The sequence below is a fragment of the Armatimonadota bacterium genome (assembly GCA_029907255.1).
Classification (GTDB): Bacteria; Armatimonadota; UBA5829; order DTJY01; family DTJY01; genus JAIMAU01.
This window is the reverse complement of sequence record JARYMF010000002.1, coordinates 40,537-53,765: the sequence shown is the minus strand read 5'-3', so window position 1 is coordinate 53,765 and position 13,229 is coordinate 40,537. Positions and strand designations below refer to the sequence as shown.

The 13,229-nt window shown below is 50.2% G+C and carries 12 protein-coding genes; 5 read left to right on the top strand and 7 right to left on the bottom strand.

From position 1 onward, the window contains the following. Window positions 1-7: 7 nt before the first annotated feature. From QHH26_01565 to QHH26_01555, 3 genes are all read right to left on the bottom strand, one after another. A complete protein-coding gene (locus QHH26_01565; protein ID MDH7480647.1) occupies window positions 8-1,546 on the bottom strand; it encodes a sulfatase-like hydrolase/transferase in 1,539 nt (512 codons plus the stop codon). 80 nt (window positions 1,547-1,626) lie between these two features. Next, window positions 1,627-2,454 (bottom strand): TIM barrel protein, encoded by an 828-nt coding sequence (locus QHH26_01560; GenBank protein MDH7480646.1) that lies wholly within the window; start codon window positions 2,452-2,454, stop codon window positions 1,627-1,629. A 45-nt stretch (window positions 2,455-2,499) separates the two neighbouring features. Then, entirely contained in the window at window positions 2,500-3,507 is a 1,008-nt protein-coding gene (locus tag QHH26_01555; GenBank protein ID MDH7480645.1) for a hypothetical protein, read from the bottom strand. A 148-nt stretch (window positions 3,508-3,655) separates the two neighbouring features. Here QHH26_01555 and QHH26_01550 point away from each other — a divergent pair, with 148 nt between their 5' ends. Together QHH26_01550 and QHH26_01545 are read left to right on the top strand one after the other, a co-directional pair. After that, window positions 3,656-4,966 carry a hypothetical protein gene (locus QHH26_01550; protein MDH7480644.1) on the top strand — a complete coding sequence of 437 codons (1,311 nt, stop codon included), beginning with the start codon at window positions 3,656-3,658 and terminating at the stop codon, window positions 4,964-4,966. A gap of 3 nt (window positions 4,967-4,969) precedes the next feature. Beyond that, entirely contained in the window at window positions 4,970-5,209 is a 240-nt protein-coding gene (locus tag QHH26_01545; GenBank protein ID MDH7480643.1) for a hypothetical protein, read from the top strand. 27 nt (window positions 5,210-5,236) lie between these two features. Here QHH26_01545 and QHH26_01540 read toward each other — a convergent pair whose 3' ends face one another. From QHH26_01540 to QHH26_01525, 4 genes are all read right to left on the bottom strand, one after another. Then, window positions 5,237-6,124, bottom strand: a complete 888-nt coding sequence (locus tag QHH26_01540) for a CehA/McbA family metallohydrolase (GenBank protein MDH7480642.1) — start codon at window positions 6,122-6,124, stop codon at window positions 5,237-5,239. Between the two features lie 266 nt (window positions 6,125-6,390). After that, window positions 6,391-8,211 (bottom strand): PQQ-binding-like beta-propeller repeat protein, encoded by a 1,821-nt coding sequence (locus tag QHH26_01535; protein ID MDH7480641.1) that lies wholly within the window; start codon window positions 8,209-8,211, stop codon window positions 6,391-6,393. Window positions 8,212-8,411: 200 nt separating this feature from the next. Beyond that, the gene (locus QHH26_01530; GenBank protein ID MDH7480640.1) at window positions 8,412-8,618 is read right to left on the bottom strand and encodes a hypothetical protein; all 207 of its coding nucleotides are present in this window, start codon (window positions 8,616-8,618) and stop codon (window positions 8,412-8,414) included. A gap of 156 nt (window positions 8,619-8,774) precedes the next feature. Continuing rightward, window positions 8,775-9,782: a LacI family DNA-binding transcriptional regulator gene (locus QHH26_01525; GenBank protein MDH7480639.1), complete on the bottom strand. Its 1,008-nt coding sequence runs from the start codon at window positions 9,780-9,782 to the stop codon at window positions 8,775-8,777. Window positions 9,783-10,025: 243 nt separating this feature from the next. Here QHH26_01525 and QHH26_01520 point away from each other — a divergent pair, with 243 nt between their 5' ends. The 3 genes from QHH26_01520 (at window position 10,026) to QHH26_01510 (ending at window position 13,194) form a co-directional block, all read left to right on the top strand. Further along, window positions 10,026-11,258 (top strand): DegT/DnrJ/EryC1/StrS family aminotransferase, encoded by a 1,233-nt coding sequence (locus QHH26_01520; GenBank protein MDH7480638.1) that lies wholly within the window; start codon window positions 10,026-10,028, stop codon window positions 11,256-11,258. Further along, window positions 11,255-12,349, top strand: coding sequence for a right-handed parallel beta-helix repeat-containing protein (locus QHH26_01515; protein ID MDH7480637.1), 1,095 nt, complete (start codon window positions 11,255-11,257; stop codon window positions 12,347-12,349). The genes QHH26_01520 and QHH26_01515 overlap by 4 nt, the downstream gene beginning before the upstream one ends. An 83-nt stretch (window positions 12,350-12,432) precedes the next feature. Continuing rightward, window positions 12,433-13,194: an amidohydrolase family protein gene (locus tag QHH26_01510; protein MDH7480636.1), complete on the top strand. Its 762-nt coding sequence runs from the start codon at window positions 12,433-12,435 to the stop codon at window positions 13,192-13,194. Window positions 13,195-13,229: the final 35 nt, after the last annotated feature.

The window sequence follows — 13,229 nt, the reverse complement described above, 5'->3', positions numbered from 1 at the left end:
AAATAACTTACCAAGGTGCCGTGCGCACAGGAATTGGATCTTGAGTAAGCACACTAGCGTCGAAACAAAGTTTAAGCATTTCCATCTTGAGAGAGGTGTGCTCAGGGCTATCCCATAGATTATCATGTTCGCCAGGGTCGGCTTCCAGGTCATACAACTCGCCTATTTCCAAGCCCGCATAAGAAGTCAGCTTATGCTTGCGAGTTCGCACAGTTGTCAGCAGGGGCTTTTCCTTCAAGTTGTCATGGAAAGGCTGACCAATGTAATACTCTGCGTAGATATAATCTTTGTGATTATGTGGGTCTGCATTTCCGGTACAGATGCCGTAGAGCGATTTGCCTTGAACGCGAACTGGAATCTCCATCCCAACGGCGTCAAGTAGCGTAGGCACGATATCAACAAGTTCGACCAGCGCATCACTCTTGAGCCCAGCTACGAAGTGTCCTGGCCAAGAAATAATAAGCGGCACCCTCAGCGAGCAATCGTACATATGGGGTCCTTTGAGGTACATACCATGGTCGCCTAAAAGCTCGCCGTGGTCGCTCATGAAGATAACTATCGTATTTTCTCTTTGGCCAGTTTCCTCCAGCACTTTCAACAAGCGGCCTACGTTGTCGTCTATCTGCTCAATCATTGCGTAATATGCGGCAGTTACCTCTCTCCGCTCTCTGCGAGTCATCTTGCTGAACCCCAGCAGCATTCCGCCATATGCGCCGTCGTGGTCTACCTGCTGAAATATTGGCTTGTTGTGGAGTTCTCCAGGCTTATATGCTGGGTCTGGAAGCTTGTCGGGGTCATAGCGGTCAAGATACTCTTTTGGTGGGTCGAATGGGTGGTGAGGGGCAAAGATATTTACACTCATCAGCCAAGGACCCTGACGCTTTTCGGTGATAAAATCAATCGCCCTATCAGTACACCACTTGGTCTGGTGCAATTCAGCTGGCACACCTGCAAAGGCGTGCTTGCCTTTTGGAGGACGATAAATGTCATTCCATTTATAGCCCTTGGACTCAAGCCAAGCCGTGTACTGGTTGTCCTTTCCCCAGTGAGGGTGAGGGTCGTGGCTCCAATTGAATACCCTATAGCCATCGTCAATCCGCTTTTCAACTTGCTTATGGCAAGGAGCAAGGTGCAACTTGCCCGATAAGCCGCAGTCATAGCCTGCATCGGCTAGCATTTTGGTGACAAGCACCTCATGCGGCGGAATTGCCTGGCCATTCTGCCTAGCGCCAGTAGTACGAGGATAGCGCCCAGTAAGAAAAGAAGCCCTGCTGGGGGTGCAGACAGGATTTTGGGCAAAGGCATGCGTGAAGGCGACGCCTTCTGAAACCAATTTGTCCAAATTTGGTGTGCGTATATAAGGATTCCCGAGGGCGGCAATTGTGTCATATCGCTGTTGGTCGGTGCAAATCCAAAGTATGTTTGGTCTCTTTCTCTCCATGACTTCCTCCGAGTGTGCTTCAGAACTTCCAAGCGCTAGTCTGGCGGCTAGGACGCCTGCCGCCTTGATAAAATTCCTCCTTGTCATCGCATTGTTTTGCTCCATGGCTTGTCTCTCCGCCATTCATACTGCTGGCCATAATATTCGAGGCGGCCAGCACTGAGAAATATCCTCAACGCATTTAATTACTTTGTGACTGCTTTTTCGATACTCCTAAGATACTCGACCTCCTGCTTGAATTTCTTGTACATGAGTGGAAAATTGTCAGTATCGTAGAATGGCATCAATATCATGGGGCCCGAAAAGCCGATGTTGTGGAGCTCGGCACAAATCTGCTCCCAATTCGCTTGGCCTTCGAATGCCGGCACAAACTCGCTAACCCATCCTTTGGTCGGAGAATCAAGTTGCCCTGAGCGTACCTTCACTGCATCCTTGGCACCCACAGCGGCGATATACTCCCCTAGCAGTTGAATTTGATAGTCCCAACGCTCAAAACCTTCTTGGTGTAGGTTGTTGCCGGGGTCAATCATTACGCCAATATACTTGGGATCAAGCCCTTTAACCATGGGCCAAGCGGCAGTGGCATTGTGGGGATAGCAGTTGCCGTGAAGCTGGATAACAGCCTTTATGCCAGCATCCTCTGCGGCACGGGCAACTCCCTCGGCAAGGTGGCGGGCAAGGTTAGCCAAGTCGCGCATGTGTCCCGCATCGTTCTTTGCAATATAACCCAGCCTGACAGCCTCGATACCATTATCTGCAAGAACCTTCAGAGGTGTATTATCCCTCGCCAACTCGCCCATCGGGAAGCTAGTATCCGCAAACTTCACCTCTAATCCAGCTTTCTCAGCCGCCTGCACGTATCCTGGAAGAGTCTCTGCGTACGACTCAGGCTCGAGCCAATACCCCTCACGAATTACGGCAGTCGGGCCATCAACGCCAGCCTCTGCGCAGTGAGCCATTAACTCATCTATGGAAAGATGCTGGAAGAATTTTGCAAAAAGATAATATTTCATGGGCATTTCCTACCATCTAATAGAAAACACAACGCTTGATGCGCTTTATTTGCATTTTTCAACTATTGGCTTGAGAACCTCATCAAGCGAAGCGTCTGTGAACTCTGCTTTAATGCCGTCGAAAAGGAACCATTCCTCTATATGCTCCGTGCTCGCTCCAGGGTTAAGTTTGACCATAGGACCTAATGTCTCGACTTCCATGAACGCGCCGTCGGTGTAAGTCTCGCAGTTGCAACCCATGTCGGGGTATGCTGCGCCTTCCACGAAAGGAAACTTTTTAACGAAAAGCAGGTCCTTGCGGAGGTACGCAGCCCAGCCTTGCTTGTTCAATACGCCAATCTTCTGCGGGTATCGCAGGTTCTCGTCGGTCCGCAGGCAGATGTATTTCTTTAGGAACTTCCACCTGGAATCGCTCAAGTCGGTATAATGCCAAAGCACCATAGGGCGAGCTGGGAGAAGTTCCTTTTCATGGGGAATAAACGGCTCTTGCGGAATAATTGTTGTCCCCCCGCCCGCCACAATAGTCAGTGCCCATGGAGCTAATTCGACGGGCCAGATACCTTCGTTTGTAAGTTTATGAATCAATGTAACCTTAGTTCCCTCATCTGCTAGCTTTAGCAAAATCTCTTTACGGATGCCGGTGGGTGCTTCAACAGGCTGAATCAGCCGGATAGCATTTGAACCAACCTCTTCTACCTTAATCGGCGCATTGTCGGGAACATAGCTTCTTGGTATTGATTCTGGTGCATGCCACAGCCGATGGCCACCCCAAGGATGCCAATCGCCGAGGTCAGTTTTCACGACCGCCCCTTTTCCAAGCTCAGCCAGGATATTTTCGCCGCCAATGAACCGATAAGCAATGACCCGAGGGCCGATGTCGCTAGTGGCGATGACCTCTACCGTGCCATTGGAAAGCCGATAGCAATTTGGTTGATTGAAGTATGCAATCTTGTCAATCTTCACCTTTCCGCCCTCCGAGATATTTGTATTCGCCAGAATGGCTGCCGCCGTCAGCAGGAAAATCATGCCGCAAATGCGCATTTTTTTCTCCATATGCCATAGCGCTCCTTTAATGAACAATTCATCGGTGAAAAAGCGTTATCCTTTTAACATGCTCATAAATTGCAAATAACTTTCACTTGACCCAGCAGACAACGCTTGACTAGAATGCTTAAAAACCGAAAACGCGAGGATATTAGAAGTGGGAGAAAAGATTGTTCTCATTGGTGCTGGCAGCGCCATGTTTACAAGAGGACTCATCGCAGACCTAATCAATCGAGGGAATGAAATCCAGCTGGGGCTTGTTGATATCAATCCCGAAGCCCTGGCAGTGGCTGAGGGTTTAGCTCGCAAAATGATTGAAGCTCGAAGAGCGCCAATCAAACTCAGCGCTTCGACCGACCGACGCGATGTGTTACCTGGTGCAACTGCCGTTATCTGCACTATAGGCGTTGGCGGGCGGCGGGCATGGGAAAAGGACGTTTTCATTCCTAGAAAGTATGGAATTTACCAGCCGGTGGGCGACAGCGTTATGCCTGGCGGAAGTTCGCGTGCCCTGCGAATGATTCCAGCGATGGTTGAAATCGCAAAAGACGTGCTCGACCTTGCGCCAAACGCTCTATTCTTTAACTATGGCAACCCGATGGCGCCGGTATGTCGAGGTGTGAAAAAGGCAACCAACGCTGAAGTTGTTGGGCTGTGCCACGGCGTGAATGGAGTGGCACATTATTTAGCAAACGTCCTCGGCGTCCAAATCTCGCGCTTGAGCTACACAGCAGTGGGAATGAACCATTTGACTTGGTTCACCGAAGTCCAGGTTGACGGAAAGGACGCGATGCCGAGGCTTCAGGAAATAGCAGCCGCTAGAAAAATTGAAGATGGCGACCCATTCAGCTGGCATTTACTTAGGTTGTTTGGCGCATTCCCAGCCGTGTTAGATAGGCATGTGTGCGAGTTTTTCACCCAGTTTTTCGCGGACGGAAGCTACTATGGCAAGAAACTGGGGGTAGATGCATTCAGCTTCGAGGAGACAATCGCCTGGGGCGACAGGATATTTGAAGAGATGAGGGAGGATGCGCTGTCGTCAAAGCCTCTTAGGGAAGAATACTTCCTGAAAATAGGTGGCGAGCATGAGCAGGTAATCGAAATCATTGACAGCATCCTAACAAATGCAGGGCGAGTTTATTCCGCTAATCTGCCTAACAGAGGACAAGTGCCAAACCTGCCACCGGAATCAGTTATAGAGTCGCCCGCGGTAGCAGACGCATCAGGCTTAAAACCAATTCCCCAGAAGCCGCTCCCCTCTGCATTGGCTGGAACTCTTGCTACTAGGCTGATGTGGGTAGAAACAATCGTCGAAGCCGCCCTCGAAGGAAGCAGAACAAAGTTCGTCCAAGCGCTTGTCCTTGATGGCTCGGTCAAATCGCTTGAGATGGCTGAGAAACTAGCTGATGAGCTTTTAGCCGCTCAAAAGGAGTATCTTCCGCAGGAGCTTTGGGGGCTCGAACATTAATGTGTGATGCTTCGGCGCTTCGCAGACTCAGGTGCGTCGGATGACTTTTGCAACAAACGCATCTGCATCCCTGGCGAACTTGTTGGAAAATCGCTGGAACAGGCGGGAAAGAAGTTTGCCACCTACGGACGCGACGTTTCCAAAGAAGCGGCGTTTGGTGCTGGAAAACGGAATTACAATTCTATCGCAGGCGAAGCGTTGTGGGTTGACAATCTCGGCGAAAGCCGACGGCAAGCAAAATGATAAATCGCCATGGCTCCTCCAAGTTTACTACCTAACAACAAGTGGATTGGTCCATGCGCGATTTCCCTGTAAATCAACGATTTCTATGCGAAGATACCGCCAGCTGTCACGCAAAGGAATTTCCGCGCTGGTGATTGGTCCCTCGCCGTCGCTGTAGATGCTAAAGCCGTGTGACCTCTGGGCAATGAAGTGCACCTCGGAGGCTGGCGAGCACTTTACAATCACCTTCCCATCGCAAACCCGAGCATCTTCTATGACAGGACCGCATGAGGAATAGAAGCATCCCGTGCGAAGTGCTTCCATAACATCCTCGGCAGTAAGATTCTCAGCCTTGAACCACGTCCAGCCCATAAAGATGTCCCTGCCTCGGTGTGCATCGTCAACAGCTACTGCAGGAAGGATAATCCCGGCGTCGAGCAAGTCATCCCACTGAACAGAGCTCAACCCTTTGCCGATTTTTGTGCATGTAGCGTTATAGACTTCCAAGGCGATTGCCCCGTTAATTTTCATTAGGTGGTTTATATTGTGGCCGCACCAATATGGATGGCAGATAATCGCCTCTCCGCCCGCCTCGCGCGCCATTTTTATCCGAGCATTTGGATTAGGTTCACTTGAGCAATCAAAACCGTACGGAACGTTTAAGAAAACAAAGTGATACGGGTCAGCACCCGGACAATTCGGATGTGTCTCCGTTCCGGAGATAACGAGAAAATCATCCGTCGAAAGAGCTGAGACGTCGTTCGTTCGGTCATGGTCGGTGATTGCAAGGATGGAATACCCTTTCTCGTAGTACTGTTGGATGCGCTCCTGCACGCTAAATCCACCATCCGACGTGGTTGTGTGGGTGTGCAAGTTGGCTTTATACCAATTTCCGTTGCTTTCGAAAGGATTCACAAATGGCGATGTTGCACTCACTGTACTACCTCACAATACTTTGCTAAGCGATTATAGGATAGCCTCCTAGAATATGCTTGAGCATATCTTCCCAGGCGGCACGTCATCATGAATTCAAGGTTATATTCATTTGCTAACCTTGGCACTTTCTCGCTATCCATTATTGCATGCATTGCCAATCCCTGCCAAGCGGGGTGGGCGCCTTCTGATTGCCAATGTTTGGATGCAAATAAAATCGGGCAGTGCTTTTTGCGCACTGCCCGCTCGAAATCCCTGAGCAGTAAAATCTAGCGGTATCCTGGGGGCGGGCCTTCCCCGGGAGCGGCCCCCGGCGGCGGGCCTTCGCCCGTTCCGCTAGTCTCCGTGCCACTTGGCTTTGGCTTGGGAGCCAAACGCAGTCTGTTGTCTACAAAGAAGCTCCACTGCTCGGTAGTCTTGTTTCCACTCCAATCTTCAAGCGAAAGCGTAACAATATGGCGGCCATCTTTAAGAGGAGTGATTGGCTGCTGTCTAACTGTTTTATACCAAATTATGCCTCGCTCTGCCGCGAACTTATAATCAACAGCCTCTCCATCAAGCAGCATCGAAATGCTTTTTGGGTTTATCCCGCTACCAGGGTCTGTAACGAGAGCGGCAAACTCCACGGGCGGCATTCCGGGCAGAACGCTGTCTCGCGAAGGTTTCACGGCTTCGACCACCGGCGGCGTGGTGTCAGGGGCGTCAGCGCGGAATGCGTTGAGAGACCCATCATCCCCAACAACATAAAGTGTTCCATCGCAAACGGCAGGCGCCGCGGCTATATTCACCTGTATAAGTGAGCCGGTTTCCGAAATGGTTGGTCCCAAAATATATTTCCACTTGATTTCGCCTGTGGTTCCATCAATCGCCGCCAAAACGCCCTTCCTCCCGCCAACTATCACGGTGTTTCCAGCTACGATAGGAGAACCATAAATAGGAGCACCTAGGTCGGGAGGAGCACTCCATTTCAATTTGCCAGCCGAGGTGAGCGCGTAGACTTTGCCGTCCCTACAGCCCACATAAATGGTTCCATTTGCAAACGCAGGAACTGTCGTAATGTCTGCGGGGAGGTTGACCGCCCATCTCAAGCGTCCACTTTGCGCCTGGAAAGCATGGAGGATTACACCGCCGCCAACATATACAGTGTTTTCGGCTACGACAGGCGTTGAATTTCTGGTTGCATTGCCTATCCTAACCGACCATTTGAGCTTGCCGCTAGCAGTATAGGCGGCGTATAGTACCATGTCATTCGAGACAAAATAAACTAACCCTTCCGCCACTGCTGGCGAGCATAGAACATCGTCGCCCGTACGAAAACCGCCCGGCCATTTCAGTGCGCCGGTAGCCGCATCCAAAGCATAAAGGTTATTGTCAGTTGCCCCAATGTAGATAACACCATCAACAAGAACGGGAGATGAAACAATGCCTCCCTTTGTGCGGAACGTCCACTTGAGAGTACCAGTTTCTTTGTCAATGGCATAAAGATTTCCATCCCCGGCGGCGAAGTAGACTAAATCATCACCTATCAGCGGAGATGTCTTTATGCTGGCGGTTAGGCTCTCCTCGGGATATCTCCATTTGAGCGAACCGGTTTCCACATTTACAGCGTATATTCTTCCATTCGAGCAGAAATAAGCAACGCCATCGGCAATTGCAGGCGAAGACGGATTTTCAAGAAACCTCTCCGTTACATGGCGCCAGGCGAGCTTGAGCGGGAATGCAAGCTGCTCTTCGGTATATCCTGTATGCGCCGCATTACCCTTGAACATTGGCCACTTTGCACCAGAGCTTGGAAAAGATGGCACAAGATCTTCTGTTTGCACATCGGTTGAACCAGGCAAACCATTATTGCCATTTTCGGCTGGCGGGTTTGGCAAAATCTCTTTTGCTTCATCGGCAGGCGGCTTCTGCTTGGGTATGGGCGGAGGAGGAGGCGGCGGTGGCATGGGCGGAAGTGCCTCATCAGCCCCAACGCCTTGTCCAGGAGGAAGCGGAGGGAGCGGCGGTGGTGAGTTATCCTGTGCAAAGGCTACAGCCGTAGATAAAAGAGCAAATAAGGTTATAACGCAGACGATTAGCCTTCTGGGCATCGTCATCCTCCTTCAAAAAACAATCCGAAAGAAGTATAACGCATACGGCGCTTAGCGTCAACTACCACTGGGTCTATCGGCGGCAAGCTACTATACAATTTCACTGACGTAGTTAAAGCAATGGCTTGTTCCATCTTTCGCAAAAAAGAAAGCCGGGATTAACCCGGCTTTCCTAAGAAACCTATTTTGTTGATTGTGCACTAGGGAATCTGGTCCTCTAGAACTGGCTTGTCCTTTCGCAGGCACTTTGCACAGCGCCAATCAATTTTCATATTTTCGTACATCGTCGGAACATTTCGCACAGGTGAGCCGCAAGCACCGCATCGAATTTTGTTGCTGTAGCTTGTCGAAGTGAAGTGGGTCTCCTGCGGTTCGGCACCCGCGCCTTCGTATTCCGTATTGGTCATAAACAGACCTCCGTGAATAAAGTTTTTGCGTGTTTATTATACCATTTTTCTCATCAGATGGGAAACTCGCGGAGGCTCATCCAACTGGGAAAAGCAATTGGTTCTCCTTGGGAAATAGGCTATCCTCAATGGCAACTATACAAGCTCAACAGCGTTTTAACTCTCTGGAGCTGGGGCACAAGATTCGCGCTCTTTCAAGTAGCATGGAAGGATATTTTCCATTCGGAATTGGTCCGCGTTCCCTTGGATTTGAGCTACGACCAGCTTAGCCGCTAGGACGCCAATCTCATAAAGCGGCTGGTGAACGCTGGTGAGCTGAGGAATAGTCAATTCGGCGTAGGTATCGTCAAAGCCGATAAATGAGATATCCTCCGGTATTCTGAGACCAGCCTGACGTGCGGCTTGCATTGCTCCAATTGCCATTGCGTCGTTTGCGGCAAAAACAGCCGTTGGTCTTGGCTTCATTTCGAGAAACTTCTGCATAGCTTGGAAGCCAGATGCCCTAGTGTAGTCGCCCTCGGCTTTTAAATCGGGGTCTACTGGAATGCCTGCATCTCCGAGAGCATCTGAATAGCCCTTTACTCTCATTCGCGAGATTAGCGTGTGCATGGGTCCGGTTATCATAGCAATGCGCCTGTGTCCCAGCTTGATGAGATATTCGACGGCACCCCGAGCGCCTTTGAGGTTATCGGGCTCAACATAATAGAAACCGGTGGTCTCCATTCTTCTTTCGATAATCGCAAGAGGCACCCCGCGTTCTCGAAGAAAAGTTATGTGCTCTGGCAGGATTGGCGATGACATTACTATACCATCGGCTCGTCGCTCGAGAAGGATATCTATATATGCCCGCTCCTTTTCTATGCTGTCGTACGAGTTGCAGAGGATGACATTATATCCAAACTTTTGAGCTTGGTCCTCAACCGCCCGAGCAAGAGCGGGGCTTACTGGTCCTGCAATACTGGGGACGATGTGGCCAAGGAGTCCTGTCCGCCGCTTCTTCAAGCCGCGCGCAAGGGCATTATAGCGATATCCAAGATCGGCAATGGCGCGCTCGACGCGAATTCGCGTTTCCTCCGAAACAGAATCCGCACCATTAAGCACGCGAGATACGGTGGCGGTAGACACCCCAGCGAACTTTGCAACATCCTTGATAGTCGGCAGCACGGAAAATCACCTCTTCTCCTTCGAGGAGAATGCTTTAAAAACCCTTCGAATGAAATTAGATTATTAGTGGCATACTACTCTTTTTGCTGACGTTTGTCAAGCGAAGGCAATTATACCGCTGTCCATACCATCCCCAGCAGGAATTAGCTACTTTTTGCGAAGGGAAATAGACCAGCCATGTTGAAACTTTAAACGGCATCAAAATATTTTGCTACTTCGAGATTCGCAAAAGGGAGCGATAATATGGGAAATCTTGCTATAAATGGTGGAGCCAAAGTTCGGACTAAGGGGTGGCCAAGCTGGCCAGTTTTTGATGAAAGTGATGTCAACGCAGTTGCGGAGGTTGTCCGAAGCGGACACTGGGGCTGTCTAACTGGAAGCAAGGTCGCCGAGTTTGAGAAGAAATTTGCGGCATTCCACGATGCTAAATATGGGGTATGCGTTACCAACGGCACGGCGGCGCTGGAGGTTGCGCTCAGAGCAGTTGGAGTTAAGCCAGGGGACGAAGTTATCGTGCCGCCGTACACGTTCATTGCCTCCGCAAGCGCGGCGCTTCAAGTAAACGCCATACCTGTATTTGTTGACATTGACCCTGACACCTACAATCTCGACCCCAATAAGATTGAACCAGCGATAACAGAAAAAACAAAGGCAATAATTGCGGTTCATATTGGCGGCGGGCCAGCGGACATGGACGGCATTATGGCGGTGGCGAGAAAACATGGCCTCAAGGTTGTCGAGGACGCCGCTCAGGCGCATGGAGCGGCGTGGAAAGGGCAGAGAGTCGGAGCCATTGGCGACGCTGGAACGTTCAGCTTCCAAGCAAGCAAGAATCTGACGGCAGGCGAAGGCGGCATAGTAATTACAAACGACCCCGTAGTGTACTCGGCGGCATGGTCGCTTCACAACTGTGGACGCGTGCCGGAAGGAAAGTGGTATGAGCACCGCATCCTAGGCTGGAACATGCGCATGACGGAGTTTCAGGGAGCAATCCTTCTTTCGCAAATGGAGCGGCTCGAAAAGCAGATGAAAATCCGCGAGGAAAACGCTCTCTATCTCGACTCAGAGCTATCAAAGATTGAGGGCATTCGACCACTAAAACGAGACCAAAGGGTTACGACTCATGCTTATCATCTCTATATTTTCCGTTATGATTCCGCAGGCTTCGGAGGCGTTCCGCGGGCGAAGTTTTTGGAGGCACTAAACGCCGAAGGAATACCTTGCAGTGCGGGCTACGTGCCGCTCTACAAAGAGCAACTTTTCTATGTCGAGCCAAACGGCTGTCCCATCGGATGCGCTTTCTATGGGCGGGAGATGGATTACTCGAAGGTCTGCTGTCCAATCGCCGAGAATGCATGCGCCAACGAAGCCGTATGGCTCACCCAAAACATGCTACTTGGAACGAAGCAAGACATGGATGATATAGTAAGCGCGATACGAAAAATCAAAGACAACATCGGGGAGTTGATTCATTGACAGGTTGCCTAAGAAAAACGAGGAAACTGTGCCCTTTAGCGGCAGTCATTCTAATCGTTATGTGCGCACCGAAGGCAAAGGCATCCGCCGATAATTCGCCTGCAAAGCCGGTTTATGCGCAGGTATCGAGCGTCGAGGCGCTTTTAAAATCCGTTGCTGAGGCAAACGAAAAAGGAGGTACAATCATACTTGAGCCGGGCACCTATACAATCACCGAGCCGATTGTAATTAGGAGGAGCGACGTGTGCTTAGCCGGCAGCGGATGGAATACCGTAATCAAGCGAAAAGGCGACGGCGATGCATTAGTATTCCAAGGCAGCCTTTGGAACTGCTCAGTGCGCAATCTTGCAATCACTGGAGATTCAAATGCAAAGACCGGGTCGGGCATAGTATTCAAGGATGGCGAATGGTCTGGAATCGCTTACATTGACTACTGCCGCATCATGAACTTCCCCGAAAGCGGAATTCGCTTTGAGGGGAATCCCAAAGCTCCATTTTCCTCGAATACGGTGAGCAACTGCTGGCTGGTAGGCAACCTAGGCGATCAGCTTTACAGCCGCTACAATAACGACTTTTACATCAGCGGCAATCAGTTTGGAATGCAACCTAATAGGGTTCCTCGAACAGGCGCATTTCTCGACCATTCATCCGCAGGAACCTACACGAAGAATTACCACTGGGGCAATCAAGTTGCCTTGAGGATAATTGGGAGCCACTTTAATAGGATTGAAAACAATCGGCTGGAGCAGAGTTTGGAAAGCGGCATCGTAATTGGCGATCCAAAGAGCGATGAGTGGAGCCAGCTAAACATTTTTCTTGGAAATACTATACATACAAATTCCGAGACCAATTCGGGGAAATATTCGGCGGTTGTCGCATACAAGGCGGTTGATACAACGTTCTGCTCAAATCAAATATTCAGCTGGGACAGCAATTCAACCAAAATGAAATCCGGCTTGGTTCTCGGCGAAGGGTGCAGAAATTGGATTGTTAAGGACAACATAATCCGCCACTGCGTGGAAACTCCAATTGTGTATGATAGAAAAGTTGGCCACATTGTGAAAGATAATATCCTTGACGTGCAGAAATGAATTCAGTATCACGCCATCCTATCGGTCCCGTTGGAGAGCGAATTTTCAGCTATTAAAGTCCTGCCACTACTTGGAGGAGGAAAATGGTTAATCAACAACCGAATATGAACTTTTTCGACTGCAATGCGCAAATCGGGAGGTACAGCGTCCGCCATCCCGAAGCACTAACTACCGTGGATGAACTGACGAAAGAGATGGAATACATCGGCATCTCGGAGGCACTTGTTTACCACTCCATGGCAAAAGAATATGCGCCATCCGTCGGCAATGAGATGCTGATTCAAGAGATAAAAGGGAAACCGCTCCACCCCTGCTGGGTCGTAATGCCGCACCACACCGGCGAGATGCCTCCTCCGGATGAGCTTCTGGCGCAAATGAAGGAAAAAGGCGTTCGCGCCCTGCGTGCGTTCCCTGTGCTCCACCAATTCCGCCTGTCGAAGTGGTGTTCTGGCGAGCTCCTGGAAATGATTGAGGCAAATAATATTCCCTTATTTCTCGATATGGACCAAACGAGTTGGGAGGACGTCGCCCAAATACTTAGCGATTACCCGAAAATTAACCTTATTCTTCTTCGGACTTCCTACCGAATTGACCGATATATTTATCCATTGTTTGAGAAATATGAAGGCTTGCGCATTGAAACCGCAACATACCAGGTGAACTTCGGGATTGAGGAGGTGTGCAGGCGGTTCGGAGCCCACCGCCTTCTCTTCGGCACCGGCCTTCCATTTACGGAAGCAGGTCCTTCAATTGCCCAAATCGCTTACGCCGACATCTCCGACGAAGAAAAAGCAATGATTGCGGGAAAGAACCTCCATAACTTATTGCAGAATGTGGGATATTAGGTGTAAATCATTTTTCAGCCAGAAAGATTTAGAGA